Raw genomic sequence first — 26,800 nt, forward strand, 5'->3', positions numbered from 1 at the left:
ATTATTAGTGTCTGGGTATTATAGATACCACCTATGGGTATGCGTGATGAATTGTTCTCCAAGTGGATCGAAGCGATGAAAGAGGTAAAATTTCCGGTATCATCCGTGGATGAAGTCTATGCCGGATTACCGAAGGGTGCAGAAAGCAATATTTCTGTCGGCGGACTTGTCGTCTGCAATACCGGAGACCTGTTTGGACGGTTCATAAAACCCACCGATTTCCCAATCGAATCCGCCCAGGCCCTTGCAAACCTTATACTGGATCGCGCCGGTCTGTAATATGGCCGAATAATCACGAATCAATCATGGAAAAAAAATTGGAATTCAGCTAAAAAGGGTTTATTAATCCCGACGTTCCACAATCCAGGATTCATTGTCTTCCCTGACAAAAAGAACCGGACTGTGATTAATCCTCATTGGCTGGGGGAACTTTCGAAACCGGACTTCTCCTGAGTCAATTGATCTTCCGTCAAGTGAATATACTGCAGGAATTCCTGCATCATGAATCGCAGAAATCTCTGCCTGACCCTGCAGGGTTCTGATCTTTCCAACCTGTATATATCTCCCGTCTGATCCACCTGCCGCCAGGCCCACGGCTGCAAGAGATCCGATAATGCCCCCTTTTGTGCCATCAAGCCCGATGAGTCGGACTCCTGTGTGTGATGCCATTGTAATCGCCTGGTCCTGGGTGAGGACAGTAGATTTTGCTTCTTTTCCAAAGAGAATGAGAGCTGGTGTGACAGACTCATGGTCAGTCATACAGACTCCCGGATCACTCCCCTTCGCTGCCCGGGATTGAACAAATTGTGCTACCTCTTCAAAAAGTGCATCTCGTTCTTCATGAGGAACTGCATGAACATGAATGACTGCAGCACTATTATGTGACGTGTATGGAATGTCCGGGTGAACATAGAGCTGGTGCCGGGTAATCCCAAGAAGATGGTATCGATGTTCGAGCAGACTGAACAAATCCCTGGCAAGTCTGCCGGTTCCCGGGCTGTCAGGCATATCGGTATCATCCAGTGCAATATATACAGTCATGTTATATGTCCTGTCACCCGGATGCGTGGGTGATAATTCTTCTTACAGGTACACTGAGTAGGGTATCATTCTTCTGATTTGAATCACGAAAAAATAGTTTAGACAAGGAAAGACCATTAATATGAGTTCTGCAATATCAATTGGATATCACTTGATATATTCTTATTAACTATGTTTGTAAATGTAAATAATTTTCATGTTGCCTGACACAGTATAGGTGAGGATGAGAAGTCAGAATATGGCTCTTGAGATCCATCGGGAACCGGAACATTACAATCCGATCCACTTTCCGGACTTTTTGGGTTTCTTCTCACTCCTCATTTTGTGACCTTTAATATTTCATCAAACATGGCTGATCCAATCAGGGATGCACTCTCTTCCGGATGAAGATCAGACATGACTGAAACAATTTTTTGGGTCCCCTTGCTGGTTGTCAGTATTCCCACCCGCTCAGCTCGTGTTACCAGTTCCTGTTCTTCCATCATGGCAAAGTACGGTAGTATATAGTAGTGAGGTACCTCGAGGTACTCGGCAAGGCGCCGGGTAGTTGGAAACCTGATATGAATCCCTTCTTTAGAAAATGTGATTGAAATCGCGTTATCTTCGAAAAGGAAAATTTTTACTGCAGATTCGAAGAGGCCTTCGATTGAGAGCGATGGCATATAATAAGTTTTAGGGTTCGAGCTATAAAGAATAGAGGAAAGAAATTAGTGTTTTTTCTTCTGGTCATCAGGGACAGGCTCAAGCCAGACAATTTCAGCGCCGACTTCTTTTGCAATCATTTCAAGTTCTATCTTTCTGAAATGGGTTGCAACAACCTGGATCTGTCCACCGGTAACTGCCACAATCCGATACTTCGGGCTTTTAACTCCTGCCCCGACCTTTTGTCTTTCACGTACAAAAATTTTCATTTTTGGTCACCTCTTGGAACCAATTGATATATGCTCAAGTGATATACCAGTTGGTTTTCAACAATTTATCTATATGATCTTCACGTATTTATATATTGTTGTGGTGATCCATGCACGAGCGACATGAAATTTTTAACAAACTCCAGGGCGAAACTCTGGTTCGAAAAGGATTATTTGACCGGTATAATGAGCGCCCGCTCATGCGAATTCTTCCTGAACTGAATGTCATCAAGATCGGCGGACATGGGATCATTGATTATGGCCGCGATGTTGTTCTCCCCCTGGTAGATGAGATTGGTGCTCTCTCAAAGGAACATCAGGTGATGATCATCACCGGAGGAGGAGTCCGCGTCCGGCATATCATGGATATCGGGCTTGACCTTGGAATGCCAACCGGGGTACTCGCAGAACTGACCAGTAAGATCTCTGAACAGAACGCAATGATGCTTGCAACACTTCTCGCGCCTTACAAAGCGAAACGAATACACACCAGTGATCTTCTGGAGCTCCCGACACTTCTTGGCATGGGCGCTCTCCCGGTTACGCATGGAACTCCCCCTTATGGTTTGTATGAACACCCTTCAGAGCGCACGAATGGTGGTATCCCTCCCCACCGGACTGATACCGGTGCCTTTCTTGCAGCAGAAGTCCTCGGGGCGAAAAGCTGTATTCTTGCAAAGAATGTAGACGGGCTCTATGACAAGCATCCCCTGAAATTTCCTGATGCAGAACTCATTCCTGATATTTCCGCAAGTGAATTGATTGCAATGGATATGGAAGATCTTGTTCTTGAACGAAAACTCGTCGAACTGATGCTTGAGTGTCGGAATGTCAAAGAAGTTCAGATAGTGAACGGACATAAACCCGGAATGATAACCAGGGCAGTCAAAGGCGAAAAGGTTGGAACCATTATCCGTGCTCAGTAATAGACACCTGGTGTGTTACCCAAATCGGGACTATTCATAGTCCATTTTCTGAACCTGCGGGTATGCCGGTTCAGCCATCAGGTGATGTTGATTGATGATTTCATTTTTAATTCTAAACACTCCTATAAGCGTAAGGAACAAATATCTGATATGGATATGCTGCTCTATACCGGATACATCGGGGGGATATGCACAACAATTGCATTTCTTCCCCAGGTTGTCAAGACATGGAAAAGCAGGTCGGCACATGACCTCTCCTGGGGACTCTTATTCCTGCTTCTTATCGGTGTCTTTCTCTGGATGATTTACGGAATAGTCAGTGCCGATATTCCGGTCATGCTTGCAAATGGAGTAACAAGTGTATTCATCGTCTCAATCGTGGGGATGAAATGGTGGTTTGATCACCGGTTGGCTGGGAAAGCAGGTAAATAACTACTGCTGTCTCGTTTTCAGATGTTCTTTTCGGTATATCAGTATCCAGGCCAGAATCAGCCCTGCACAAAACCCTATCGCAAGACCAAACAGGACCGCTAGTACCGCAATAAGGCCGGTAATCCAATAATTATCTGTTTTTAGTCCGTGCTTTGCAAGTTCAACGGCAACCACAATGAGAAGGACTCCGAACATCCCAACAGGAAGGGCATCGGTAATTTCCGGGTCTGCACAGAGTATTCCTATAAGAAAAAGAAGTATTCCCCCAAGTATTAATGAAAGCCCGCCCCTGGCACCAAACCGGTAATGGGCCGCCAGCCCTCCTGCTCCATGACACATGGGAAATCCTCCGAATAGTGATGCTGACAGACTCATCATGCCGACCGTTTTACAGATTTTATCCGGGTTCATCTCTCTTTTAAACAAATCATGTGCCAGAAGAGATGTCGCAAGTATTGCATTTGTCAGGGTCAGGGGGAGCTGAGGAGGAACAAAATGAATTGTTGCATTAAAAAAATCTTCAGGTGATGGAATCTGAAGATTGGGGACAGGAATGGAGATGAAGGTTGGAAATCCTGCACTGAGGAAAGCTACGATAAAGCCTGAAATAATGATGGTCAGCGCAGAGAGATCCGGAATTTTTACAAATCTCGTACTAATTAAAAATCCGGCTACAATCCCTACCGATATGAGTGCAAAAGGTATATCCGGGAGAATAAATCCCGGAATTGCGCTTTTAATGAAAATCAGTGCCAGGCCCAGCTGAACTCCCCTGATAACCGGTTCAGGAATAATCTGTCTGACACGGTCCATCCAACCAAAAAACCCGATGCACAGACATATGATACCCATTACAATACCCGACGCTGCTATCAGGTGAGGGGTGACAGACTCAGCAATGGCAATGGCACCGACTGCTTTGAGCGGTTCAACCGGGATGGGAATTCGATAGTAGAGCCCCGTAATTATGTACCATGCAGCAGCCCACAGAAGCATAAGGGAGATATTCATTCCGCATGATACCGAAACGGCAAAAAGAAGTGGAAGGACAGTTCCAAAATTACCTGCCGAACCGGCCAGCTCTGAAAGAAAATATGAATATCGGGGAACTGACTGATCAGAGACAGGCATTATCGTTCTCTTCCGGCATGATGTGGACTGACGGAGCTTTAAATGAAAGCACAACCTCCACCCCTGGTTTCAGGTCCAATTCACGAATTGACTGCCAGGTTACCTGAACTGAAAGGGCAAGTTCTCCGGATTTTACACTGATAAGGCTGATAATACCAAATGGTCGCACTGCATCGATTGTTCCAAAGAGAACATTCCGGGCACTTGACCATCGGTCCGGGCCGGTATGCAACGTGATCTCTTCGGGCCGTATGGCCATCCTGATCTGGGTTCCTACGGGGATGTCACCAATTGCATGGATCTCGATTCCATGTGACAGAATAACTGACATTCCCTCTTCCTTTCTTATGACTTTTCCAGGGAGAATGTTCCCCATCCCGATAAATTTTGCAACGTCAACAGAACAGGGACGGGTAAATACATCAAAAATGGTCCCGGACTGAATAAATCGTCCATTCATCATGACCGCGACCCGATCAGCAAGCCGTTGCCCCTGCATGAGGTCATGGGTAGACATGATGACAGTCGTGCCAAGTTCCTTATTATAATAGCGGATGAGATCTTCGATAATATCGGTTGAAACAGGATCAAGGTTGGCAGTAGGCTCATCAAGAATCAGGATATCAGGTTCGGTTACCATTATCCTGGCCAAAGATATCCGTTGTTTTTCTCCACCGGAGAGGGTCGTTGCTTTCCGGTTTTCATACCCTGAAAGCCCGATTTCATCCAGCTTCTGCAGGATTTTCTCATTTATCGCCTCTTTTCCAAAACCCCGGTACCAAAGACCGATCGCGATGTTATGGTACACCGATTCCCTGAAGGCAATAGGATTTTGAAAGACCATACCGATGCGTCTTCGGACCGGGTCAGTCTCCGAAACATGGGTGAGGGATTTCCCTTCTAACAGGACCTCTCCTGATGTTGGTTTTTGAAGAAGTCCGAGAATTCTCAGCAATGTGGTTTTTCCCTGTCCTGAAGGTCCGATGATTGCAAAGATCTCTCCTTTCCTGATTGTTTCAGTTACACCGGTCAGGACGGGATTTCCATCAAATTCTTTCGTGATATTTCTGATGTCAATCATCTCGTTCCTACCTGTTCTGTACCAGTCCCATGAAGAGATTGATAATAAGCGCAATGGCCAGAAGAATAATTCCAAGAGCCAATGAAAGATTAAAATTTCCCATTGATGTCTGCAGGGATATTGCGGTGGTAAGCACTCGTGTATGACCTTTAATATTACCACCAATCATAATTGCTGTGCCGACTTCAGAAATCGCCCGTGAAAAACCCACAATAACTGCAGCCATGATGGCAAATCGCGCTTCACGAAGATGACTTTTTAAAAACTGGAACCGTGATGCTCCAAGTGATCGGATGGTATCGGTAATAATCGGGTCTATCGCCTGAAGTGCTGCAATTGTGAGGCCGGCCATAATCGGGATGATAAGGATGGTTTGACCAAATATCATACCATTCGGTGTAAATAACCATTTTAAATCTCCAAGTGGTCCGGATCTTGAAAGAAGCATATAACAGAGGAGACCAACAATGACCGTAGGAAGTGCATACAGAGTTTGTATAACACTAATCAGTGCCTTTTTTCCATGAAATTCCCTGAAGGTGATAGCTGCTCCAAGCGGTATTGCAATAATGGTACTGATCAATACCGAAGAAAAGGTTATATGCAGAGTTCTGATTGTTATGTTCAGCACTTCAGGATCTGCGGTCAGTATGAGATGAAATGCAGTCTCAATACCGGTAAGCAGATCGTTCATAATAATAATTGTTGTGAAAAGAAAAGAACGGTGTGGATTATGCCACCTTGTCGGTGGTCTCTTCCACGGTCACGCCCATTACTTCTGCACTACCCCGTCCGGGGTTAAAGTATGGTACCCCGTTCTTTTCGACTCCATAGGTCGAGAGGATATCCTGGACTTCATCACTGATCATGAAGTTGATCCACTTCTTTGCCATCTCAGTGTTGACATCCGGACATTTCTCTTCAGATACACGCATGACCGCATAGACATTCAGGAAGTTCTCATCATTTTCAACCAGTGGGACAAGTGAGAGGTTGCTCTCGAAGGTTCCCCAGGAGGCTGAGTCAGTTAAGGTGTACCCCTGAAGTTCGTCTGTCATGGTAAGGGTTGGGCCCATACCTGCGCCAGCTTCACGGTACCATTCTGAGGAGTTGATCTCTGCATAGTCATACCCGCCCCATTTCCACAGGAGTTTCTCACGTGAATGGGTTCCGGAATTATCTCCACGGGATACGAAAACGACGCTTGGATCCTCTGCAGTTGCCTTCTCAATTGCCATGAAGGCTGCTGTTCCGTTCAGTCCGGCTACCTTTGCCGGGTCATTTTCCGGTCCGACTAAAAGGAAGTAGTTGTACCCGAAGACACGACGATCGACACCGAATCCTTCATCAATAAACTTGTCTTCTGCAACACGGTCGTGAACCATCACAATATCTGCATCACAGTTTTTTGCAATTTCAATAGCCTGGCCGGTTCCAACAGCTACATGTTCTACTGTTGCACCGGTCTCTTCCTTGAATTTCTCTTCAAGAAGATCAAGAAGCTTGGTTGCGTCAAGACTCGTTGTGGTTGCGATGAGAAGACGGTCTGCACTATGTTCTCCGAGATTATCAACCTTTTCTGCAGATACTGCCCCACAGAAAAGCATTGCCCCCAGCACAAGAGCAATGATCCCAAACGATAATTTACCGATCATGCAATACGAGATCGTCGTGTAATAATATATATTTGTTTAATTGTCCTCTTGAGTAAAACAATTGTTCAATCAACTGTAATACCAATTGATTTTAATGTCGGGTGACAGAAAATACCGAATAATTCTCCATATATTCTTCATATTTTCCCGCTCATTATGAATTCATGGGTATGGATCATTCCTGCTCAATGAATAAATTTTTATTATTCCTTGTTGACTGGTATTTCATACCGAAAAAGACATCCTGTTAAGAGGTATTATGAGATACTCTGGAAAAAAATTCATGCGTTCTATTGATATTATAAATTTCTTTAAATTATAGTATGGGAGATCCAGTCTGTTTAGCTGCATATGAACCCGATCCCATTGTATCCAAAATACCCCTTCTCTCTGCATTGGAGCGCGATTATTTTCTCAAACCATGATCCCATGGTCCGCACCTATAGTAATCATGCTTTCAGTTTTACGGCTCTTCTTTCAAATGGCCCGTTTGTTCTAACTGTGAATCAGACTGACCCTTTTGAAAAAACTCCACTTACTCTCTCAATATGGTCAGATAAAGCGGTACGTGCGCAAGATACCTGTGAAGCATCAGACCTCATCACCTGGTATTTTGCCTTAAATGATAATCTTATGGATTTTCTGGATGCCATATGTTCTGATCCGGTTATGAAAAGTCTTGCTCACCGGCTGGATGGCCTTCGTAGTCCGGCTACACCTACCGTATTTGAAGCACTCATAGATTCGGTTATAGAACAACAGATCTCCCTGTCTGTTGCACGCTCTCTTGAGTACCGGTTTATCAGACAATTTGGGAGAACCTGCTTTGTGAATGGAGATCTGCATTATTGTTATCCTCTTCCAGAAGATCTTGCCGGACTAGAACCATCAGACTTTCGAAGATGTGGATTTACGTCGCGTAAAGGTGAATATATCCGGGATATCTCAAGGAGTATCGAGAAAGGAAACCTTGATCTGGAATCATTCAAAAAAGTCAGAGACAATGCTGATATCGTTGAGGCTCTTTGTCAGATTCGAGGGATTGGCAGATGGACTGCTGAACTGACGATGCTTCGGGGACTTCACCGGATGGATGCATTTCCTGCAGATGACATCGCTCTTCGCCGGATGATATCCCGTTGGTATCATAATGGTAAAAAAATATCTGCATCTGAAGCTGTAAAAACTGCTGAACAGTGGGGCGAATATAAAGGACTCGCGTCATTTTACCTGGAAGTTGCCGAGTATTGCGGTATTATTCCTGGTGTCCGGTCTATCTGAGAACACTCTTTCAATATCCGAAGAGACGAAATGATATCATGGATGTGAAAACTTCAAACATCATCACCATGGTAGCCGGTGTCATATTCGTTCTCCTCGGAATAAATAACATCATGCAGGGAACAGCCTGGTGGCGTTATATCACTTTTGTTATCGGTATTATTATCCTTGCTCTCGGAGCCTATGGATATAAAACAGGAAAGAGGTTTTAACTTCCCTCTTCCTTTGAAAAATGCCAGGACTCTCCGTTTTTACAGATGTCTTTCTTCCAGATAGGGACGAATGCTTTAATCTGCTCTAATATCCATGAACAGGCTGCAAATCCTTCCTGCCGGTGAGATACACCAACGACGATGACCAATATCGTCTCGGTCAGTTCCATCCGTCCGACCCGGTGCACGATATCAACGGTATTCAGGTGATAATCGGCGGTTGCCTGCTTTGCTATCGTATTCAGGTCAGATAATGCAACCTCTTCACACACATCAAGGTCAAGTGCTTCTATGCCATCATCCCTGACCGTTCCGATAAAGGTAACAATCCCTCCGGTCTCGGGTTTCTTTGCTGATTCAATGAATTTGTACGGATCAATCGGGTCACGGGTAATCGCAATCATCGTTATCCTCCTGAAACCGGCGGGAAGAGAATGATCAGATCACCATCTGCGAGTGGAACTGATTCTGCCTCCATCGGTGAAATACGGGTATCATGATGCATGATCATAACATAACTTCTGATATTGTGTGCAGTATCAACGAGCAGCTCAGCATCCGGACCATCTCCTGCAAGAGCTCTGACCGCATCATGAATCGTTGATCCTTCCGGAAGGTCAAGGGTTTGTTCTTCTCCAAATGCATCCCTGAATCGTGCATAACACCGAATCGTAACCTTCATTCATTATCTCCTTTATAAGAACATACCGGACAGTTCTTCCGCTTACCAATCGTTAAAAATTCACTTCTACCCGCCTGTCCGTCCCAGAGGAATAACCTTCCTGATATCATAGACCCGGTTCCGGTCAGGTATTTTATTGCCTCCATTGCCTGTATGGATCCAATAACTCCTGCAACGGCGCCAATAACCGGAACTTTCCCGCCAGGAGGTGCAGCGGGGATAAGGCAGGAAAGGCAGGGGGACTGACCGGGGAGGATGCTCGTCATCTGGCCTGAAAATCCTTCTATCGCTCCATGAATAAATGGAATATCTGCGTTCCAGGCTGATTCATGCAGAATGAACCGTGTTTCATAGTTATCCAGGGCATCAATGACCACATCTGCGTCTGCAACAAGCCGATCTGCTGATCCCTCATCAATCCGCCCAGGATATGCAACAACCGATGTATCCGGTGCGAGGCTGCCAAGAGTTGCCTCAGCTGAATATACCTTCTGGAGACCGACAGATGCAGCGGCGTGCAGAAACTGCCGGTTCAGGTTTGACTCCTGAATACGATCATCATCGACAATAATCAGTTCTCCAATACCTGCCAGGGCAAGATAGGTTGCTGCAGGTGATCCAAGTCCTCCTGCCCCGGCAATGAGGATTGTGGAATTTTCCAGTTTCTTCTGTCCCTCATGGCCGATAAGAGGCAATTGCCTCTCAAATCGGCTGGATAGATATGATGGCGGTATTTTTTTCATGAACAAAACCTGTCTCTGATGTACGCAAGGGTTTCTTTTGCGTCTTCCTGCTTTTGATCAATCCGATGTTCTCTGATCCATTTCATCATCTCGTCTGTCCGGTCTGGATCAAAGGTGCATTCTTTCAGGATGCGTGGCCATGACCGATCCGGATACCAGAGTGACTGTCCGGTTCTCAGGATCTGTTCTGCTTCATCTTCCGTGAAAAATCCAGTTCTGACCCCATGCCGGAGGGTGATCCGGATATTTACCAGCGCCTCAGAAAAGGCCATGTTTGTTGTGGGGTCACATATCAGGGCCACTTCATCATCTGATTCGATCTCCCCGTCCCGGTACATTCTGAAGATCTCACCAATTCCAATCATGCCAAATGGTTCAAGTTCTGCGGCACGGAGCGCGCCCATGCTTGAGGCACCGATGACGGTAATTCCATGTTTCATCACTTCAAGGACTTCCCGGTGACCAACGGCGGCATCCTCAAAGAACACTCCATCAATGATTCCAACCACTCTGGGTCTTATATGTATGATCTCAAGGAGATCAACCCGTCTTACCGGTGGACGGTATTCGGCTGCAAGGATCCTCAGAGCTTCAGGAATCGACAGGCTTGGTCCCAGGAATATAATTACGTCGTGCACGTCTACACCGTTCTCCGATACGTTCGGGATCCATTGCATAGTGTTCAAGTCCAGGCACAATTACTCTGACAACCGGCACCCCAATCTCCGGTCTGGTCAGGTCATGTACGATCACCCGGTCAAGTCCTGCTGCTTTCAAGCGGTCAAGAACGATGTGAATGTCATCCAGAAAGTCATCGGTATGGTATGATGGCATATCTTTGTATGCGATTTCCGCTTCGGTGGTAAACCATTTTTTATTCAATCGCTTGGCGCGGTCGTATCCGACTTTTGAGAGGAAATGAGTTGTTTTTGTATCTTCCCGTGCTCCATGGATCTGTGTGGCCCTGCTCTGGGCTACTTCTGTAAGGGCTCTGAGAATTGCAATCTCACTGCAGAGATGTGATCCCATTCCGATGCACAGGAGCGTCGGATCGCGAAGCTGGAGATCATCTGATACTGCCGCGACGGTCGGGATTCCAAGGTCACTTGTGATATCGCGCAAAATTACATCTACCCCGGCCTCTTTAAACTTGTCAAGAAGTTCACGGGCAACCGGGTGGGTCACGTCTGTTATCGCCGGACCTGCATTCTGTGATGCTTCTACCAATGACCAGGCGTCCCGCTCTATAAGTTCACACAGGCTGTGAAAGACTGCTTCTTCATAGGTATTGCCTGATGCGATTCCGTTTGTACTGGTCCTGAATAACTTCCCCATGATCCGGGGTACCGGATGAAAGACTGCATGTGCAGGAACCCAAACCTCTTCGTTGCGGAGGATATCATATCCCTGCCACCAGGGAATAGGCCATTCCGGTTCTGCATATTCGGGAAGAATGAGAGTATCTGGTCGTATTGCATTCTTCTCCATACGAATCTGGTCATAGGTCATGGTCTGCGGGCTGCGGTCATGGACCTCTGCTGAATATCGTTCAAGACCTTCCATAATTGCCGATACTCTTGCAGCGATGGGGGTTGCTCCTTTCCCATTATATACCGTTATGGCGCCTTCGGCAGCAACCGGACGAATACAGGAAAAAACAGGGATGCCTATTCTGTCAAGACCGGTGATATCAGCAACCCTGGTAATTCCGGCCGGCCCGGTGAGGTCATGGACTGCTTCATAAGTCTCTTCTGGAGATCTGGTCCGATGAGTCTCCTTTTGGTAGAGTTTTTTGCAGGACGAGAGTATCATGTGCTCATATACGTTTATATTGGGATCGTAAAGAGTAACATGGTTGCATGCTCAGAGGTCTGGTTCTTCTCCAGATAAAAATGAACAGATTTATACGAATGAAATCATAACACTCCAACGAGGGATCTCGATGGACGTTTTCAACACCTTTGTCCGGGATTTAAAGAAACTCCCGGCAGAAGAACGGGACAAGATCATTGAGGAAAAAAAGACAAAATGCATCTGTCCGACCTGTCCGAGTTATAATAAATGCGCAATTGTGGAGCGCGAAAAACTCTTCTGTATGATCGGTCAGAGTTTTCTCTGCATATCATTTGAAGAGGGATGTAAGTGTGAGGATTGCCCGATTGCTAAAGAATATGGGCTTGAATACAAGTATTTCTGTACACGCGGGGACGAAAAAGGTCAGCGATACCTTAATTCAGTCTGGGGTTCTACCCTGGAATAACCCTCTCTCCTTGTATTCTTATTATTGTTCCAGCTGGTGATTCTCCAGAATTGGGAATTCTGATGATCTGAAGAGTTCTACCAGATTTTCTCCTGATCCATTACATGCTTCGGTAATCACATTCCTGACCTCATTCCACATATCCTTAGCAACATCTCCTGGAACCGGAGTCAGACCGTGGGCAAGAATCGAATCATTCCTGATCATGATGTATTGCTGGAGATCAGAGTACCACCGATCAGCTCCTTTCATACCAAGGTCTTCTAAAAGGAGGAATTTATACCGAAGTCCTATCCTGATGATACCATTCCGGTCAGACTTTCTGGCATATGTTGAAATATCCTGTTTTCGAAGCATTTTTTTGAGATCAGCAAACCGGATCTTCTCTTCATTGTCATCAATCCCGTAACTGAGCAGTAACACCTGGGAGATGAGTTCAACAACCCGGTACAGCCGTGCAAGTGCGTCATCGTACCGCTCACCATCGATCCGTCTCTTCGCGTTGTGGAGAAGGTCAATCAGCATGTAAATATATTTCTGTTGTCTGACTCGAAGTCGTTCTTTCCTATTTAATATCGTATCATCCATCCGGTCAAGTTCCAGAAGTTTTTTCAGAAATTTCCGGTTCTGAGGGATCAGGATATCAAGATCTGGCACATGTTCAAGGTATTTATAAGCCTTTTCATAGTCCATCTTGTCCCAGTGCCAGTATCCATTAAAAAGTGTGTAATAGATATCCCGTTCAGGCAGACTGGTAATCCCTTCCAAAAGTCTGAGAGAGCTGCCAAAATGATTTTGATTAAACGCATAAATTGCCCGGTGCAGCTGGAGCCGGTCATATGCAGCAAAGAGCACCATCTCCCTGATCCTCTCTGTTCCGGGGATGATCATTCCTCCTGACTTCTCGCCGGTCACATGAGAAACAGGGTTTCTGGTCAGGAATGAGACAATTTCAGCAGCCATGATCATCTCTCTGGTTCCGGATGAAGCTTCTATCACGACTTCTTCTTCATGATACAGAGAGGCAACACCATAGATCAGTTCAAAACATCCGGTAAAATCGTTCGGATCAGAGATCATGCAGATTGAGAATGGAGGAGGTGAAATCCCAAATTGATCGGTGAGTGCCTGGTGTACTGGTTCAATGGTTCCTTCACTTTTTTCTGAACAAAAATATATGACCCGTGCTGGACGGTATGAATGTATTGCAAAACTGCAGGATCTGACAAGCCGGGACAGGGCATCCTCATCGGATGTACCAATACCGGTCCCGAGTGTCATGAGAAGAAGCATAGGATTTATTTCAGCACATTTATGATATCTTTCTTCTGATCGGTTACACAGAAATTTATCTTGATACAGGTCCTATGAGTTGATATGTCAACACGTGCAGGATTCTTACTTGGTCTTATGATGGTCTGCCTTGTCTGTATATCATCTGCAGCAGCAGCTCCGGCAGCTGACGGGGTCATCAGTAAAGGGGAGTATGAACATGCGGAGACATTTGATAATGGGAATTACCAGCTCTTCTGGACGATTTTTGATGACCGTATCTATGTCGGTCTTCAGGGGAAGACAACCGGATGGGTAGGTATCGGGCTGAAACCAACTCAAATGATGAAGGATGCAGATATTATTCTTGCAGGTATTGCAGATGAGGAGGTGTACTGGGTTGATTCATTCTCTACCGGAAATTTCGGACCACACCCGGCAGATACTGAACTTGGCGGTACTGATGATATTGTAAATCTCTCAGTGACCGAAGAAGAAGGTGTGACCATTGTTGAGTTTGAACGAGCACTTGATACCGGTGATGCATATGATGCAGTCCTTTCTCCAGGGGACGAGGTATCCTTCATCTGGGCAATGGCAACTGACGATGACCCGGCATTTAAACACGATACCCCCAAGGGAAAGGGTACTGTTACTTTGTAACCTCAGGTATCTCCATTTTTTATATAATCCACAAATGCTGCAATAAATGAGAACAAGAGCAGCGTCATCCCCATAAGGCTGATAATCTGCCATGTTCCGGTCATCTGTGGTCCGTGGGTGAGAAGATTCATTCCATAACTGATGATCCAGAATACAAGGCTGATATCCAGAAGGAGTAAATACCGAAGTCGTGGCTTACCGGTTATGATATATAAGATAATACTGGCATTGAGCATGATAACGCCGAGTACCAGTAACGCAGCTTCAGCTCCCATCTGTTCCGGCATCAGTGTCTCCTGATATACAGGTAAATAGTGCTGTAATGACTTGAATTAAACGGTCAGAAAAAAAGGATTAGAGTCCTGAGTCTGCATATGCTTCATAGCAGGTAAGAACCAGCATTCCAAATCCGAGGAATACAGATACAACCCAGAAGATGAATCCGATATAGGGGATAAAGAACAATGCATTCAGTACAATAAATCCGACAACGAATCCCCAGATTAAACTGACCTCTTTTTTGGCAAGCTGTTGTATCCATTCACCAACCAGGGCTCCGGTGAGAATATTCGCCAGCATAAGTCCCAGGAGTATCAGAAGGAAGAGAAAGAATGCAAGGGGTATGCCGATAATGGTTATCAGAAGAATAACACAGAGTATACATCCGATTAAAAGCCCTGCAATCCCGGCAACTAATGAGATGATGGTCTTTTCTTTCCCGGTTTTAACAAGGGAGGTATAAAAGGCGGGGCAGAGTTTTACAAAGATGATGCCCAGGATTAAAAACCCAAAGAAGCAGAGGATCATCGCAAAGGTAATGAATGCTTGAATTATATTTCCAATTTCTTTCATGCTAAATCCGCAATCCCCGTTCTGCTCGTCCTCTACAGTCAGATTTCCAAGAATCCTTGCCTGGGTAGTGTACCCTGAAGCACTGATGATAGCATCTTTTGAGATGACTGAGTTTTTCCCAAGAACAACCGTTCCTCCGGTGGCAGCGATATTTTCAGCATTTCCTGACATGGTTATCGATCCACCAAAGGCCATGACCTTCCCGCCGACGTCCCCATTGATGTCAATGTTTCCACCAAAAACAATAAGATCAGTCCCGATGGGTGCATTCACCTGAATGGTGGCACCGGCTGCAATGAGATTCTTCTCAACCGGTTCGTTGACAATCAGTGTTCCCCCGGCCCAGGTAATACTTTTCACAGGAGCATTGACGATCATTGACCCGCCTGACGCAACCAGGTCGTCATCAATCGGTTCATTAATGACAATATTATCTCCGGATCTTGTGTCAAAGGCAGTAACCGGAGAAATGATGAGCCCTGCAGTAATGATGAGGGCTATGAGGATCATAATCTTATGTGCCATCAGGTTTGTCATGTGTATAACCTCTTCTCGTTTTTATTTTCAGCAGAATTAAAAAAAAGTATCTGTCTGATTATTCCTGTGCTGGGACCGCGGCTTTCATATACATGCCAAAGTATTCTGTAAACCAGTCTGCCTTATCAAGTGCTGCAATTTCAGGTAGTCCTGCCCAGCGGTACTCAACATGCTCCTTACTGATGGAAAGGCCGCCGGAGAGGATACTTCCAACCATAACAAGGTTGACCACCCGGTATTCATTAGTCTCTTGCATGGCAGTCCCTGCAGCGGTGTGGATCGCCACGGTAAATCCGGTCTCTTTCAGAATTTCTCGCTTTAATGCTTCATCAAATACTTCACCCGTATCAATTTTTCCCCCGGGGAGTTCCCATTTCCCTGGATTTGTCTTTGACTGGGGAGATCGTCTCAGGACCAGGATATGACCGTGCTGATCAAATAATATCAGCCTGACACAGAGTGCGAATGGTTTTACTGTCATATAAAAATGTCTACCTGTATCCTGAAAAGGATTAGGAACCCTCACGAAATTTAATCAAAGACCGGAAAATGATTAACTATACCGGTGCGAGAATGTATGTGAATATCTTTCTCATTCTGGCATATCCAAACCCTCATAGTTTCAATCACGCCATAGCAGACGTTGCAAACCGTGCTCTCTTAAATGCGGGTCATACGGTCTTGTTTCATGATCTGTATCAGGAAGGTTTTGATCCTGTCCTTACATCAGATGAGATCCCGCGTGACGGTTCTCTTTCTCATGAAGTTTTTATTCATTGTGATGAGATTGCAATGGCGGATGGTATCATTGTGGTCCATCCGAACTGGTGGGGAATGCCCCCTGCTATAATGAAAGGGTGGATTGATCGGGTTATCAGGCCGGGTGTTGCATACCGGTTCCTCGAAGGAGATAATGGAGAGGGCGTTCCGGTTGGTCTTCTGCAAGCACGAGCGGCAATTGTATTCAATACAGCGAATACTCCGGAACACCGGGAAAATGAAGTATTTGGTGATCCGCTGGAACAAATATGGAAGGACTGTGTGTTTGGTCTGTGTGGTGTTACCAATTTTTGGCGGGATATCTTCCGGGTCGTGGTTACCAGCGATGATATTCAGCGAAAAAAGTGGCTGGACCAGGTTCATGACCGGGTTATGCAGGTTTTTCCGGGGGTGTAAATTATTTCTTCTTCAGCCAGGATCCAAGCATTCCCCTGACAATCTCTTTTCCTATCTGTGTTCCGATATGAGTGGCAGTCCTGACGGCAATGGTGCTTACAACATCCCCGACATCTTTTGTATTTTTTCTTCGAGTGGGAGACGGTGTAGTGGTTTTCGGTTTTGCCTGGGTTCGTACCGGTGGCAGAGGTTTTTGAGCCTCACTCTCTATCTGCCGTTTTGTTAACTCTTCCGCTGCAGAATGTCGGTTTATCATCATTTCATACTTGCCAAACAATGGCGATGACCGAATCTCTGCCTGAATATCTGCTACCGGAAGAGGAGAAAGACTGCTATGGGGTGGATAGACAAAGGCCCGGTCAACAGGGGTCGGGACTCCTGCCCTGTCAAGAACAGATATCAGGGCCTCCCCTATTCCCAATTCACCAATTACTTTTTCAGTGTCAATCTTCGGGTTCTGTCTGAACGATTTTGCAGCGGTTTTCACTGCCCGCATCTCTCCGGGTGTCGTCGCCCGAAGTGCATGCTGAACACGGTTTCCCAGCTGACCAAGAACATCTTCCGGTATGTCGCCAGGATTCTGAGTAATAAAGTATACTCCCACGCCCTTTGACCTGATAAGTCGGACAATCTGGACGATCTTCTCTTCAAGTGCTTTTGGCGTATCAGAAAAGAGCAGGTGTGCTTCATCAAAGAAGAGAAGGAATTTAGGTTTTTCCATATCGCCCACTTCAGGCAGGGAATCATAGAGTTCGGAGAGCAGCCAGAGTAAAAAGGTTGAATAGATCTTTGGTGCCTTCATCAGAGCTGCAGCAGAGAGAATGTTTATAGTCCCCTTTCCGTCCCTGACTTCCATAATGTCCTCAAGCATGAGGGACGGTTCACCAAAGAAGAGATCTCCCCCCTGCTCTTCGAGGGTAAGAATTGCCCGTTGGATGGCCCCGAGCGATGCAGGAGTCATGTTTCCGTATTTTCCTTTTATTTCAGCGGTATTTTCGAGGGCGAAGGTGATGAGCGAGATAAGATCGGCAATGTCAATGAGGAGTAATTGTTGATCATCGGCGTACCGAAAGAGCATTGATAAAATACCTGCCTGGGTGTCGTTCAGGCCCAGAATCCGGGATAGGAGCAGAGGGCCCATCTCTGATATTGTAGTCCGGACCGGATGCCCCTCCTTTCCATACAGGTCCCAGAATCTGACCGGATATCCTTCATATGAGAAGTCTTTCAGACCCAATAATGCAGTACGTTCCTCAATCTTTTTGTTCCCACCACCCGGTCTGCACATTCCGGAGAGGTCACCTTTGATATCTGGTAATAAAACCGGGATCCCCATGGAGCTAAATTGTTCTACCAGCACCCTGAGAGTAACGGTCTTGCCGGTTCCGGTCGATCCGGCGATAAGACCATGACGGTTTGCCATGGAGGGTTCGATGAAGATATCTGTCTCACCTTTTGCTACTGGTGAGGAAATGGGAACTGCCATACGTGAATATTTGGTAGTCATGTCTTTTGAGGTTGTTGCATGAATCAATTTTAGCGATACAATCAGGGAAAAATATCGCTATGAATTATAGACATAAGAGTGTGAACTGGTCTCATTCTACTCATAATAATCATTTGTGTAACAGCCTCATGTGCTGTAATGCATGTCTTATCACGTAAAAAAATAAGGATAAGATATATTTCGTTATATTATCAGCATTCGGATTTTTGTGATGATTTCAGGAATTTCTTAAAGATCTCCCCGGTGAAGAATAACACAACTCCAGGAATAAGACACAGTAGCCATTGATCTGCAGTCAGTCCGACGGTATGGAATATTGTCTGAAAGAGCCTGGTTTCCGTTATCAGTATGGTCCCGATGATTACCCAAAGGTATGCATATAAAAGCCTGACATTAGAGAAGGTGGATATATGAAATGCCGTATCATGGGGGAAACGAAGGTTGAGAGCAACAAAAATATTCATGAGTGAGAGCGATACGAGCCCCATGGTCTGACCAATGCCCGGAGATTCATACACTATCTGACCAATCTGGTACATGATGAGCGTTGCAGCAGCCATACCTGCTCCGATAACAAATAACCTGACATACATCCTGAGTGAAATGATCGGTTCATCAGACCGTCTCGGTTTCCGGGCCATAATACCGGGTGATGCAATATCCATTCCCAGTGCAGCCCCAATCGGAGCTACCGTGAGTATATGAATCCAGAGGACCTGTCCAGGGGTAAAAAGAGCAGTTCCGGCTATTGCAAATACTGACGATCCAAGGAAGGCAAGGATAAACATGAACAGGTTCGCGATCTGGATCCGTAAAAATTTCTGCAGGTTATCGTAAATTTTCCTCCCTTCTTCAATAGCAGCCACAATGGTTGCAAAGTTATCATCGGTCAGGATCATCCGGGCAGCCCCTTTTGCTACATCAGTCCCGGTAACCCCCATGGCAATGCCGATATCCGCTGCTTTTAAAGCCGGGGCATCATTGACTCCGTCCCCAGTCATCGCAACGATATTCCCTGCTCTTTTCAGAACCTGTACAAGTCTGACTTTGTGCTCCGGAGCAACTCTTGCAATAACACCGATATCATCGATCTGCTCGAGAGCCTCCTCATCACTCATCGCAGCAAATTCAGCACCGGTGATGGCACGTCCTTCAATGCCGAGTTCACGTCCGATTGCGGCAGCAGTCACGGCATGGTCACCGGTGATCATCCGAACCCGGATACCAGCAGCGGTTGCCTTTGCAATAGCCTCTTTCGCTTCAGCCCTGGGAGGATCCACTTCTCCGACAAATGAACTGATCGTCAAATCCTGCATCAGGGGCATGAGATCTGCTTTTGAATCAAAGGTTGCAGGATCAAAGTCTTTTCTGGCAAAAGCGAGAACACGAAGACCTTCCTGTGCGATTCGTTCATTCTCACCCAGAATTTTAGTCCGATCTTCTTCGGTGAGTTTTTTCGAAGATCCATCAGCCAAAAGACCGAAGGAGGATCGGGAGAGGATAACATCCGGAGCACCTTTGACATAGGCCCGTATGATTGCCCGGCCATCTGCATCTTTCATCTCATGGAATGTTGCCATGAATTTATAGTCTGAATCAAAAGGGATACTTGCAATTCTGGGATAATTCTTCCGAAACTCCTGGACCTGTATTCCTCCTTTTTCTGCAAGAGCATACAATGCCCCTTCGGTTGGATCTCCTATGACCTGCCCGTCCCTGATATCCGTGTCAATGCATAGAGCACAGGGAAAGAGCACATGATCCAGATTCTCGTCTGCATCCCCTTCCGTTCGTTTAATTATTCCTTCAAAACTGTATCCTTCACCTGAGACCTGGTACCGGTGCTGAACGGTTGAGATAACCCTGACCGTCATCTGGTTCATGGTCAGCGTCCCGGTTTTATCGGAATTGATAGCCGATGTGGATCCAAGGGTCTCTACAGCAGGAAGACTCTTGATGATTGCATTTTTATTTGCCATTGCAACGGTGCCCATGGCGAGGATACTGATGACAACAGCAGGTAACGCATCAGGAATGGAGCCAATTGCAAGCGAAACGCCGATATTAAAGAGTTTATCAAATGATTCACCCTGCGTTAGACCAAGAATGACAATACTGAGAAATGCAAGTACTGCCATTCCGATGATAAAGAGGGTAACCCGATCTATCTGAACGGTAAGAGGTGTCTTCTCTGCTTTTTGTTCCTGAAGCATCGTTGCAATATGACCTACTTCAGAGTTCATCCCGGTATCAGTGACCAGGATCTCACCATGACCTCTTGTCACATTGGTGTTCATATAGGCCATGTTGAAACGGTCTCCCAGAGGCAGGTCGGGTTTTTCTATAGTATCAGAGGTTTTCTCGACAGGCGTGCTCTCACCGGTCAGGGCTGATTCTTCAATCTGCAGGTTTGCTGCCAGAATTATCCGTCCGTCAGCAGGAACCCGGTCCCCGGCATCGACAATGACAATATCTCCCGGGACAATCTCCTCTGCTTCAACCTGCGTGATCTCTCCATCCCGTCTCACTTTTGCAACGGTCTTCATCATCTTATTTAATGCAGCAACACTTGCGGCAGCTTTTGCTTCCTGACGATAACCCAAAGAGGCATTGAAAACAGTGAGGATGAGCAGAAGGAGAAATGTGTGGTACTCCTGAATGTACAGACTTACAAACGCTGCAATGACCAGCACTATCTGCATATAGGATTTGTACTGCTCTAAAAACCTGATAACTGTAGATTTTTCCTTCTCTTCCTGAAGAATATTTTTACCGTATTTTTTCAACCGGTCGGTTACTTCAGATGATTTCAGCCCTGATTCCTGTGAAGTGCCCAAAAAATCCACCGTTTCGTTGGTGCTGACTGCATACCATAATTTCTTCAATTCGGGCTTTTCATCCTCTTTTAGAATAATTTCTACCATTATACTCCCCTTTTATCTTCAACCATCCAATGATATGCGGACATCGGTCAAGGATGGAATTGATATGCTGGATGATAAAACCCAATAGAAGACCCATCTATATATTCATTTTGAAATGATCAGCAGTGGGATATATCAGAGTTGGTGAAATCTGTATGCATGGCATTGTTGAACGGCAGACCCGCTCTTCAGTTTTGATTGGCTAATTTTTAACATTTTTCCTATTCTATGTAGGATCACCCCTGTATTGCATTATTTTTATCCTATAACTCTGCAATTGAGTGCGATCCCTATAATGCAGAAGTATTGTATAATCGTGAAGCGACCATGAAAAAGAACGGAGCGATTGAAGAAGGGTTTGTGATATCCGGAAGGGTATTTCACTTGCAATGGGTGAGATATAACAATTTTTATAATTTTGAAATCATCCAATTTTTAAAAAGAGATATTCTTTATTCTCTTCAGATTCTTCTACCCGGACGCAGATGGTGATGCCCCTTTCTTCGAAGAACGGGACGAATAGGGATAATTTTACACTTTGTCTCCCCAAGCTGCGTATACATGGTGGTATCCCGATGCGCATCAGGAGAAATTCCTGAAGCTGAGCGATTCAGGAATATTTTGAGTGATTCAAGTGTCCGTTTCACTTCTGCCTTGATATCCTGATCTCGTTCAATCCTGGCCCGCTCCTCAAGTTCGGGGATTGCCTCCTTCCACTTCAGCTTCTTTATTGTTTTTAATGAAAAAATCCGGTATTTCCGAAGAGGGTGATGGAGATATCGTATCATCAGTTCAGCATACTGCTTCTCTGTTAAGAACTTCTCGGCAATCCCACATGACGGACAGTTTTTCTGGTAAACCGGGCTTACATATCCGCATGCCACGCAGTAATAGGCATTAACCTCTTCTTTTTCCATGTATGTGTTCTTTTCTGTATGGGAGATTATTCAGGATAATGTATCGGCTAATGTATTAGGCACTATTCCCGAATCATAGTCAGCATCATTTTAAATCTGGTCACTGCCCGGACTGCATGAGGGGCATGTGCCGGGAATATTATCGTCTCACCTTCTTTCAACCGGAAATTTTCATCGCTTAGAGTTACTTCACATTCACCATCAAGAACGGTGAGAACCGCGTCATATGGAGCGGTATGCTCCGAGATTTCTTCACCAGCATCAAAAGAGAAGAGGGTTATCGATCCTGCTTTTGATACGACCACCATGCGGCTCGCAATCGTCCGGTCCTGATATGCAATGATATCTTTTAATTTGATGACTTTTCCAAGCAGTTCTTCACGGTTTTTATCGGTCATGATGAGAAATCTCCTATTCTGACAATAGGTAATGATCAGGTATGCTTGTTTCGAATGGGTTTAGAGGTATAAGAAAACCTGGGTTTTTGATGGATAATGTATCTGATGATGAATTGAGGAATATAAGATTATAAAAATAAAGCAATTATAAATCATACTCTAACGTGTTGCCATATACATTATCCGGGGACCTGATCCTTTCTTCTCGATAAGTCCGAGATTTTCAAGTTTATCAATTCTTTTGAGTATTGTATTTTTTGAAACATTGAGTCTTACAGCAATTTCCCCGCTTTTGGTAGGAACCTGTACCAGTTTAAGGATTTGATTGTCCATTTCGTCAAGTAAAGATGTGATATCTTTTCTGAATATGACGGTAAATGAAGAGGGCGAAGCCTTAAATTCAACAGAGCAGAATGGATGACTTGAGACTTCCTCTTCTATCATTTTTATTCCAAATCCATATCTCTCAATGTACCCTGAATCAAATAACAAATTTGATAATGATGGATTTCGGGGGATATGTTCAGGATCAGATATTTCAACTCCTGGCATAAGGGAACCGGGATTTTTTATCTCCAACCGATCAGGATATACAAGTATCTTCACATCCGCACTAATGGTATAATTTCTATGAGCCACGGCGTTAATCAATGCTTCTCGAATAGCACGTGGAGGGTATTCCTCAACTTTTACCCTTCTTGTTCCGGAAACGATATCCAGTCTTTTTAATTCTCGAATGAGACCTTTATATGCTTCTTCAATCACTTTCCATACAGGTCCCTCGTATTCTTCACTCCATATCGGACCTCCTTCATTCATACCAACTTTCCTAATTCTGGCTGATGAAATATGTTCAGTAGCGTCAGTAAAAAAAAGTATTCCTGCATTTGTTAATTTATCGTCGTTTTGAGCACCGGCACTACGTAAATATCTGTCACGGTTTCCTTTAGCGATAGTTTTCCCTCTTGTTTCCTCAATTCTTTTAAAGAACCAGTCGATATATTCAGGTCTGGCCTCCTTTTTTGTGAGCATCGGAATCTCATCCCAGTGGATAGCTCCCATCTCTGAGGAAAGCATAATGATCTCCTGAAGAGAAAGGGGTCTGACTCCTGTCCCTGCTCTGAAATATACGACTCCTCCAATTGAGCAGAGTGTGGAACTTTTATCAACATCGACCACAAGGATATCCTTCCCATCTATGGAAATTTTCTGCGTTTTTATTTTTGGTGGTGGGATTATCGATTGGATGGAACTGGTTATCTTTTCAATTGCTTCTTTTGCCTGTGTGCCGATTATCTTTCCTGAGTCTGATATTCCTATCAATATCTTTCCTCCATCAGAATTCGCAAAAGCAGCAATTTCATGATGAACATTTTTCCCTATTGTCTCTTTAAATTCTAATAATTCAGACTCTCCGGATTTTATCAAATAAATAAGTTCTTCAATATCCATATGTATCGTTCAAATCTAATACGAGAAAAAGGTGACGATAAAGGGGTTACTGTTCAATTTTTATAATGAACGATCTGAACAGTAGAACAAAAAATTTTCATGTGCAAATAATCGCTAAATTTTAATGATCGCTCATATTTGTTACAATAATTTTTTTGGGTACTCTTTATCGTTCAATAATTTCATCTGAATTCTGAACGATACGCTATCTACTGTTCAGTTTTTTCCGTGAACAGTATGAACAGTAATGAAAGGAACGATACACGGTATCTTATATCAATTATTACACGTATAGAAAAAGTCAGGAAATAGGGACATAAGGCATAGGAAGAATTTGTCGCCTGGCACTAACAAATATGGATCACAAGTGGCTTTTGCCGTACTTCACCTATTAAACGCCCTCAGCCAGGCGGTGCCATAAAATGTACCGTTTCCGGGTTGTCCCGTGGATCACCCTATGAGACCTCATCGTATCACCCGGGGACCTATGGAAACGAGGAGAGGCACTACAAATATATTGGCATTTAGAGGCTATAACCTCTTCCTTGAATCCAGAGTCTGATGCCCGAGTAATCTTCAGACAAATCAGGCTTGAAAAACTCTCCGGAATCAAATACCACAGTTCCACCAAGGATTGTCTTTTCTGGAAATACTGCCGTCATTCCTTCATACGGTGACCATCCCGCAGCACTATGAAGATTGTCCGCTGATATGCGGGTCAGGGTATCTGGATATATTGCAAAGTCCGCCCGATCTCCGGGTGAGAAACCCGCTTTTGTGATCCCAAGAATTTCCGATGGCCTGAAGGATGTCTTGGCGATGACATCTGCAATGCTTACCTTCTTCTCAAGAACCCGGCCCATGAGCAGAGGAATCATCGTCTCAACTCCGGGAATACCTGAAGGAGCATGCTCAAACTCCTTTCCTTTCTCTGCTCTCGTGTGAGGTGCATGATCAGATCCGATGATGTCAATCTGATCCCAGCAGGAGAATAACTCCCGCCGGACTTTTTCAGAACGGAGCGGAGGATTTACCTTTCCCTGTGCATCTTCCGGGTCAAATAACTCATAACTGAGAAAGAGATGATGGGGGGTAACCTCACGGGACGCTCCCCCGCCAGGAATGGCCCGGATGGCATCAGCCGAAGAGAGGTGACAGAAATGCAGGTTACAACCATGGGTATTCATAGTCAGCACATCCTGAATTGCCCGAACTTCACCGCTGACTGAACGGAGATGATCATGATCGGCTAGTGTCCTGTCCGGCCCTTCTGTCACCTGTTCGGCATGGATAGTCATGAGCCCATCCCATCCGGCAACCTGCTCCATGGTATACCGGAGAACAGAGGAAGATACAGCCTCACCATAACTTGAAGGGCCGGCAAATGTCTCACCAAAGGCAAAAATCCCCGCCCTCCACATTCCAATAAGATCTGCATCACTGGTAACCCCGCCGTTTATCGCAAATCGTGTATATGCCTGTGACTCGGCTAACATCACCCGGTCACGTATCAGGTCAGACGTTGTAAGAGGCGGGATGGTATTTGGCTGATCCACAACAACCGTAACCCCGCCGGCTATTGCACTTTTTGTCCCGCTTTCCCAGGTTTCCTTCGCTTTTTGCGGCCCGTCCCTCATATGGACATGCAGGTCGGTCCCTGCCGGAAGAACGAATTTTTCCCGGCAGGAAATCTCCAGATCACCCTTTCCTGCTGCACCAGTATGCATAACCTGCCCATTTGAGATGGTAATATCCGCTACCCGCCCGCCTGGAATGAGTACATCCCTGAGTACCACGATCTCTTGTCCCTTCTCCAACATCGCTCCTCACATATTACCTGTATGAAATGATTACTCTGACCGGTTCTTCCATCGCTGGTAGACCCAGTACCCTACACCACCAAGAATGATAAGGGGCAGCAGTGTCAGGATGGCTATAAAGAGCCAGACTACAGTATCGACAAACCCGGCAATCCCGTCACTGATAACTACCGGAAGTGAATACCCTCCCGGTGCCTCAACCTGTGCAGGTTCTGATAAGCTGACGGTTATGGTAGAGAAGGATGTTATGCTGTCCAAGTACTTCATTCTCCCCACAATCCGGTCAAGTTGCACCTGAACACGTTCGATCTCCTTTTGAACATCGAGAATCTCAGATACATTCTGTCCTTTTTCCAGCAACCGGTTGTATTGGGCTAACTGATGAGTCAGCGAATCGCGTTGCGCTGCAAGATCAACATACTCTTCAGTTACATCATCAGCTTGCACTGAACTTGACAGAACTCTTCCTATGGAAGATATTTCTGCAAGGGCATGGTCAAAACGCTCAGCAGGGACCCGTATTGTAACCATTCCTGAATACCTGTTCTGATTACCGGCATAGATGGATGATGACTGTATTATGCCATCGTACCGCTTTGCCACCTCTTTTACCCGCTCTGCCGATTCGGTAACATTAATCACCTCTACCTTGATATCAGCAGTCCTGATAATCTTCTGTTCAGAGAGTGAGACGCCTGTTTTGTCCGATGAAATTTCGTCATATCCACCAGCTGCCCGTGTAGCCTGAGGGGCAGGGGCCGGAGCGTAGACATAATTTTCACTTTCGTATGCAGCTTTTGAGCGGTAGAGCGTGTCATCGGTGACACTCGCCTGTTGTGTACCCTCAAATGCAGTGCACCCGGCGGTAACCATAGCTCCTATAAGCAGGAGCAACATGAGTACAGAAAGTTTCTTCATGCATTATAC

The 26,800-nt window shown here is 45.4% G+C and carries 31 protein-coding genes; 8 read left to right on the forward strand and 23 right to left on the reverse strand.

Annotated features, from left to right (window positions below; all coding sequences use genetic code 11):
* The first annotated feature begins 39 nt into the window (after positions 1-39).
* Positions 40-279: an MTH865 family protein gene (locus MHUN_RS02685; protein WP_048067234.1), complete on the forward strand. Its 240-nt coding sequence runs from the start codon at positions 40-42 to the stop codon at positions 277-279.
* A gap of 63 nt (positions 280-342) precedes the next feature.
* On the opposite strand, the gene MHUN_RS02690 is transcribed toward MHUN_RS02685, so the two are convergent.
* From MHUN_RS02690 to MHUN_RS02700, 3 genes are all read right to left on the reverse strand, one after another.
* A complete protein-coding gene (locus MHUN_RS02690) occupies positions 343-1,041 on the reverse strand; it encodes a hypothetical protein (RefSeq protein WP_011447560.1) in 699 nt (232 codons plus the stop codon).
* 317 nt (positions 1,042-1,358) lie between these two features.
* Complete coding sequence (locus MHUN_RS02695; protein WP_011447561.1) at positions 1,359-1,703, reverse strand: hypothetical protein; 345 nt, start codon at positions 1,701-1,703, stop codon at positions 1,359-1,361.
* A gap of 45 nt (positions 1,704-1,748) precedes the next feature.
* Positions 1,749-1,952: a hypothetical protein gene (locus MHUN_RS02700; RefSeq protein ID WP_011447562.1), complete on the reverse strand. Its 204-nt coding sequence runs from the start codon at positions 1,950-1,952 to the stop codon at positions 1,749-1,751.
* Positions 1,953-2,062: 110 nt separating this feature from the next.
* Here MHUN_RS02700 and MHUN_RS02705 point away from each other — a divergent pair, with 110 nt between their 5' ends.
* Both MHUN_RS02705 and MHUN_RS02710 read left to right on the forward strand, forming a co-directional pair.
* Positions 2,063-2,878, forward strand: a complete 816-nt coding sequence (locus tag MHUN_RS02705) for a uridylate kinase (RefSeq protein ID WP_011447563.1) — start codon at positions 2,063-2,065, stop codon at positions 2,876-2,878.
* 84 nt (positions 2,879-2,962) lie between these two features.
* Positions 2,963-3,310 carry a SemiSWEET family sugar transporter gene (locus tag MHUN_RS02710; RefSeq protein WP_011447564.1) on the forward strand — a complete coding sequence of 116 codons (348 nt, stop codon included), beginning with the start codon at positions 2,963-2,965 and terminating at the stop codon, positions 3,308-3,310.
* Here the strand turns inward: MHUN_RS02710 and MHUN_RS02715 are convergent, their stop codons facing one another.
* The 4 genes from MHUN_RS02715 to MHUN_RS02730 are packed head-to-tail and all read right to left on the reverse strand — an operon-like array spanning position 3,311 to position 7,177.
* Positions 3,311-4,441, reverse strand: coding sequence for a putative sulfate/molybdate transporter (locus MHUN_RS02715; RefSeq protein WP_011447565.1), 1,131 nt, complete (start codon positions 4,439-4,441; stop codon positions 3,311-3,313).
* Positions 4,428-5,522 (reverse strand): ABC transporter ATP-binding protein, encoded by a 1,095-nt coding sequence (locus MHUN_RS02720; RefSeq protein WP_011447566.1) that lies wholly within the window; start codon positions 5,520-5,522, stop codon positions 4,428-4,430. Before MHUN_RS02720 ends, MHUN_RS02715 begins: the two co-directional genes overlap by 14 nt.
* A gap of 7 nt (positions 5,523-5,529) precedes the next feature.
* Positions 5,530-6,216: an ABC transporter permease gene (locus MHUN_RS02725; protein ID WP_011447567.1), complete on the reverse strand. Its 687-nt coding sequence runs from the start codon at positions 6,214-6,216 to the stop codon at positions 5,530-5,532.
* 37 nt (positions 6,217-6,253) lie between these two features.
* Entirely contained in the window at positions 6,254-7,177 is a 924-nt protein-coding gene (locus MHUN_RS02730) for a substrate-binding domain-containing protein (RefSeq protein ID WP_011447568.1), read from the reverse strand.
* A gap of 429 nt (positions 7,178-7,606) precedes the next feature.
* Here MHUN_RS02730 and MHUN_RS02735 point away from each other — a divergent pair, with 429 nt between their 5' ends.
* Both MHUN_RS02735 and MHUN_RS18900 read left to right on the forward strand, forming a co-directional pair.
* Entirely contained in the window at positions 7,607-8,458 is an 852-nt protein-coding gene (locus MHUN_RS02735; protein WP_052288804.1) for a DNA-3-methyladenine glycosylase family protein, read from the forward strand.
* Between the two features lie 44 nt (positions 8,459-8,502).
* Positions 8,503-8,670, forward strand: coding sequence for a hypothetical protein (locus tag MHUN_RS18900; protein WP_204223020.1), 168 nt, complete (start codon positions 8,503-8,505; stop codon positions 8,668-8,670).
* Here MHUN_RS18900 and MHUN_RS02740 read toward each other — a convergent pair.
* From MHUN_RS02740 to MHUN_RS02760, 5 genes are read right to left on the reverse strand one after another with little or no spacing between them, the layout of a single operon-like run.
* Positions 8,667-9,074 (reverse strand): molybdenum cofactor biosynthesis protein MoaE, encoded by a 408-nt coding sequence (locus MHUN_RS02740; RefSeq protein ID WP_011447570.1) that lies wholly within the window; start codon positions 9,072-9,074, stop codon positions 8,667-8,669. The two genes, MHUN_RS18900 and MHUN_RS02740, sit on opposite strands and share 4 nt — an antisense overlap.
* Positions 9,075-9,076: 2 nt before the next feature.
* The gene (locus MHUN_RS02745; RefSeq protein WP_011447571.1) at positions 9,077-9,352 is read right to left on the reverse strand and encodes a MoaD/ThiS family protein; all 276 of its coding nucleotides are present in this window, start codon (positions 9,350-9,352) and stop codon (positions 9,077-9,079) included.
* Positions 9,349-10,095 (reverse strand): HesA/MoeB/ThiF family protein, encoded by a 747-nt coding sequence (locus MHUN_RS02750; protein ID WP_011447572.1) that lies wholly within the window; start codon positions 10,093-10,095, stop codon positions 9,349-9,351. Before MHUN_RS02750 ends, MHUN_RS02745 begins: the two co-directional genes overlap by 4 nt.
* Positions 10,092-10,733: a TfuA-related McrA-glycine thioamidation protein gene (locus MHUN_RS02755; RefSeq protein ID WP_011447573.1), complete on the reverse strand. Its 642-nt coding sequence runs from the start codon at positions 10,731-10,733 to the stop codon at positions 10,092-10,094. The genes MHUN_RS02750 and MHUN_RS02755 overlap by 4 nt, the downstream gene beginning before the upstream one ends.
* Positions 10,687-11,907 (reverse strand): YcaO-related McrA-glycine thioamidation protein, encoded by a 1,221-nt coding sequence (locus MHUN_RS02760; RefSeq protein WP_011447574.1) that lies wholly within the window; start codon positions 11,905-11,907, stop codon positions 10,687-10,689. Before MHUN_RS02760 ends, MHUN_RS02755 begins: the two co-directional genes overlap by 47 nt.
* A 130-nt stretch (positions 11,908-12,037) precedes the next feature.
* Between MHUN_RS02760 and MHUN_RS02765 the strand changes: the two genes are divergently transcribed.
* Positions 12,038-12,355: a DUF2769 domain-containing protein gene (locus tag MHUN_RS02765; RefSeq protein WP_011447575.1), complete on the forward strand. Its 318-nt coding sequence runs from the start codon at positions 12,038-12,040 to the stop codon at positions 12,353-12,355.
* A gap of 21 nt (positions 12,356-12,376) precedes the next feature.
* On the opposite strand, the gene MHUN_RS02770 is transcribed toward MHUN_RS02765, so the two are convergent.
* Entirely contained in the window at positions 12,377-13,648 is a 1,272-nt protein-coding gene (locus MHUN_RS02770) for a TIGR02710 family CRISPR-associated CARF protein (RefSeq protein WP_011447576.1), read from the reverse strand.
* An 84-nt stretch (positions 13,649-13,732) separates the two neighbouring features.
* On the opposite strand from MHUN_RS02770, the gene MHUN_RS02775 reads away from it, so the two are divergent.
* Complete coding sequence (locus tag MHUN_RS02775; RefSeq protein ID WP_011447577.1) at positions 13,733-14,290, forward strand: DOMON domain-containing protein; 558 nt, start codon at positions 13,733-13,735, stop codon at positions 14,288-14,290.
* 2 nt (positions 14,291-14,292) lie between these two features.
* On the opposite strand, the gene MHUN_RS02780 is transcribed toward MHUN_RS02775, so the two are convergent.
* The 3 genes from MHUN_RS02780 to MHUN_RS02790 form a co-directional block, all read right to left on the reverse strand.
* Complete coding sequence (locus tag MHUN_RS02780) at positions 14,293-14,577, reverse strand: hypothetical protein (protein ID WP_011447578.1); 285 nt, start codon at positions 14,575-14,577, stop codon at positions 14,293-14,295.
* 67 nt (positions 14,578-14,644) lie between these two features.
* Positions 14,645-15,679: a hypothetical protein gene (locus tag MHUN_RS02785; protein ID WP_011447579.1), complete on the reverse strand. Its 1,035-nt coding sequence runs from the start codon at positions 15,677-15,679 to the stop codon at positions 14,645-14,647.
* Positions 15,680-15,737: 58 nt separating this feature from the next.
* Positions 15,738-16,160 (reverse strand): NUDIX domain-containing protein, encoded by a 423-nt coding sequence (locus MHUN_RS02790; protein WP_011447580.1) that lies wholly within the window; start codon positions 16,158-16,160, stop codon positions 15,738-15,740.
* A gap of 92 nt (positions 16,161-16,252) precedes the next feature.
* On the opposite strand from MHUN_RS02790, the gene MHUN_RS02795 reads away from it, so the two are divergent.
* Positions 16,253-16,855 (forward strand): NAD(P)H-dependent oxidoreductase, encoded by a 603-nt coding sequence (locus MHUN_RS02795; RefSeq protein WP_011447581.1) that lies wholly within the window; start codon positions 16,253-16,255, stop codon positions 16,853-16,855.
* 1 nt (position 16,856) lies between these two features.
* On the opposite strand, the gene MHUN_RS02800 is transcribed toward MHUN_RS02795, so the two are convergent.
* The 7 genes from MHUN_RS02800 to MHUN_RS02830 all read right to left on the reverse strand — a co-directional run bounded on the left by MHUN_RS02800 (position 16,857) and on the right by MHUN_RS02830 (position 26,791).
* Positions 16,857-18,341, reverse strand: coding sequence for a helicase HerA-like domain-containing protein (locus MHUN_RS02800; RefSeq protein WP_048067753.1), 1,485 nt, complete (start codon positions 18,339-18,341; stop codon positions 16,857-16,859).
* 212 nt (positions 18,342-18,553) lie between these two features.
* Complete coding sequence (locus MHUN_RS02805) at positions 18,554-21,286, reverse strand: cation-translocating P-type ATPase (protein ID WP_011447583.1); 2,733 nt, start codon at positions 21,284-21,286, stop codon at positions 18,554-18,556.
* A gap of 461 nt (positions 21,287-21,747) precedes the next feature.
* A complete protein-coding gene (locus MHUN_RS02810; protein ID WP_011447584.1) occupies positions 21,748-22,203 on the reverse strand; it encodes a hypothetical protein in 456 nt (151 codons plus the stop codon).
* 62 nt (positions 22,204-22,265) lie between these two features.
* Positions 22,266-22,601 carry a cupin domain-containing protein gene (locus MHUN_RS02815; RefSeq protein ID WP_011447585.1) on the reverse strand — a complete coding sequence of 112 codons (336 nt, stop codon included), beginning with the start codon at positions 22,599-22,601 and terminating at the stop codon, positions 22,266-22,268.
* 159 nt (positions 22,602-22,760) lie between these two features.
* Entirely contained in the window at positions 22,761-24,053 is a 1,293-nt protein-coding gene (locus MHUN_RS02820) for an RNA-binding domain-containing protein (RefSeq protein ID WP_011447586.1), read from the reverse strand.
* 524 nt (positions 24,054-24,577) lie between these two features.
* Entirely contained in the window at positions 24,578-25,873 is a 1,296-nt protein-coding gene (gene pyrC, locus MHUN_RS02825) for a dihydroorotase (protein WP_011447587.1), read from the reverse strand.
* Positions 25,874-25,903: 30 nt separating this feature from the next.
* A complete protein-coding gene (locus MHUN_RS02830) occupies positions 25,904-26,791 on the reverse strand; it encodes a DUF4349 domain-containing protein (protein ID WP_011447588.1) in 888 nt (295 codons plus the stop codon).
* Between the last annotated feature and the right edge of the window lie 9 nt (positions 26,792-26,800).

This window comes from Methanospirillum hungatei JF-1, assembly GCF_000013445.1.
Classification (GTDB): Archaea; Halobacteriota; Methanomicrobia; order Methanomicrobiales; family Methanospirillaceae; genus Methanospirillum; species Methanospirillum hungatei.

What these genes read in the sequence shown, in the direction of transcription:
- MHUN_RS02710 (WP_011447564.1), top strand. Translation starts at nt 2,963, where the DNA reads ATGTTGATTGATGATTTCATTTTTAATTCTAAACACTCCTATAAGCGT.
- MHUN_RS02690 (WP_011447560.1), bottom strand. Translation starts at nt 1,041, where the DNA reads ATGACTGTATATATTGCACTGGATGATACCGATATGCCTGACAGCCCG.
- MHUN_RS02715 (WP_011447565.1), bottom strand. Translation starts at nt 4,441, where the DNA reads ATGCCTGTCTCTGATCAGTCAGTTCCCCGATATTCATATTTTCTTTCA.
- MHUN_RS02720 (WP_011447566.1), bottom strand. Translation starts at nt 5,522, where the DNA reads ATGATTGACATCAGAAATATCACGAAAGAATTTGATGGAAATCCCGTC.
- MHUN_RS02820 (WP_011447586.1), bottom strand. Translation starts at nt 24,053, where the DNA reads ATGGATATTGAAGAACTTATTTATTTGATAAAATCCGGAGAGTCTGAA.
- MHUN_RS02830 (WP_011447588.1), bottom strand. Translation starts at nt 26,791, where the DNA reads ATGAAGAAACTTTCTGTACTCATGTTGCTCCTGCTTATAGGAGCTATG.
- MHUN_RS02775 (WP_011447577.1), top strand. Translation starts at nt 13,733, where the DNA reads ATGTCAACACGTGCAGGATTCTTACTTGGTCTTATGATGGTCTGCCTT.
- MHUN_RS02795 (WP_011447581.1), top strand. Translation starts at nt 16,253, where the DNA reads ATGTATGTGAATATCTTTCTCATTCTGGCATATCCAAACCCTCATAGT.
- MHUN_RS02735 (WP_052288804.1), top strand. Translation starts at nt 7,607, where the DNA reads ATGGTCCGCACCTATAGTAATCATGCTTTCAGTTTTACGGCTCTTCTT.
- MHUN_RS02785 (WP_011447579.1), bottom strand. Translation starts at nt 15,679, where the DNA reads ATGACAAACCTGATGGCACATAAGATTATGATCCTCATAGCCCTCATC.
- MHUN_RS02725 (WP_011447567.1), bottom strand. Translation starts at nt 6,216, where the DNA reads ATGAACGATCTGCTTACCGGTATTGAGACTGCATTTCATCTCATACTG.
- MHUN_RS02790 (WP_011447580.1), bottom strand. Translation starts at nt 16,160, where the DNA reads ATGACAGTAAAACCATTCGCACTCTGTGTCAGGCTGATATTATTTGAT.
- MHUN_RS02780 (WP_011447578.1), bottom strand. Translation starts at nt 14,577, where the DNA reads ATGCCGGAACAGATGGGAGCTGAAGCTGCGTTACTGGTACTCGGCGTT.
- MHUN_RS02695 (WP_011447561.1), bottom strand. Translation starts at nt 1,703, where the DNA reads ATGCCATCGCTCTCAATCGAAGGCCTCTTCGAATCTGCAGTAAAAATT.
- MHUN_RS02760 (WP_011447574.1), bottom strand. Translation starts at nt 11,907, where the DNA reads ATGATACTCTCGTCCTGCAAAAAACTCTACCAAAAGGAGACTCATCGG.
- MHUN_RS02700 (WP_011447562.1), bottom strand. Translation starts at nt 1,952, where the DNA reads ATGAAAATTTTTGTACGTGAAAGACAAAAGGTCGGGGCAGGAGTTAAA.
- MHUN_RS02815 (WP_011447585.1), bottom strand. Translation starts at nt 22,601, where the DNA reads ATGACCGATAAAAACCGTGAAGAACTGCTTGGAAAAGTCATCAAATTA.
- MHUN_RS02805 (WP_011447583.1), bottom strand. Translation starts at nt 21,286, where the DNA reads ATGGTAGAAATTATTCTAAAAGAGGATGAAAAGCCCGAATTGAAGAAA.
- MHUN_RS02800 (WP_048067753.1), bottom strand. Translation starts at nt 18,341, where the DNA reads ATGGCAGTTCCCATTTCCTCACCAGTAGCAAAAGGTGAGACAGATATC.
- MHUN_RS02730 (WP_011447568.1), bottom strand. Translation starts at nt 7,177, where the DNA reads ATGATCGGTAAATTATCGTTTGGGATCATTGCTCTTGTGCTGGGGGCA.
- MHUN_RS02770 (WP_011447576.1), bottom strand. Translation starts at nt 13,648, where the DNA reads ATGCTTCTTCTCATGACACTCGGGACCGGTATTGGTACATCCGATGAG.
- MHUN_RS02740 (WP_011447570.1), bottom strand. Translation starts at nt 9,074, where the DNA reads ATGATTGCGATTACCCGTGACCCGATTGATCCGTACAAATTCATTGAA.
- MHUN_RS02810 (WP_011447584.1), bottom strand. Translation starts at nt 22,203, where the DNA reads ATGGAAAAAGAAGAGGTTAATGCCTATTACTGCGTGGCATGCGGATAT.
- MHUN_RS02685 (WP_048067234.1), top strand. Translation starts at nt 40, where the DNA reads ATGCGTGATGAATTGTTCTCCAAGTGGATCGAAGCGATGAAAGAGGTA.
- pyrC (WP_011447587.1), bottom strand. Translation starts at nt 25,873, where the DNA reads ATGTTGGAGAAGGGACAAGAGATCGTGGTACTCAGGGATGTACTCATT.
- MHUN_RS02765 (WP_011447575.1), top strand. Translation starts at nt 12,038, where the DNA reads ATGGACGTTTTCAACACCTTTGTCCGGGATTTAAAGAAACTCCCGGCA.
- MHUN_RS02745 (WP_011447571.1), bottom strand. Translation starts at nt 9,352, where the DNA reads ATGAAGGTTACGATTCGGTGTTATGCACGATTCAGGGATGCATTTGGA.
- MHUN_RS02750 (WP_011447572.1), bottom strand. Translation starts at nt 10,095, where the DNA reads ATGAAAAAAATACCGCCATCATATCTATCCAGCCGATTTGAGAGGCAA.
- MHUN_RS02705 (WP_011447563.1), top strand. Translation starts at nt 2,063, where the DNA reads ATGCACGAGCGACATGAAATTTTTAACAAACTCCAGGGCGAAACTCTG.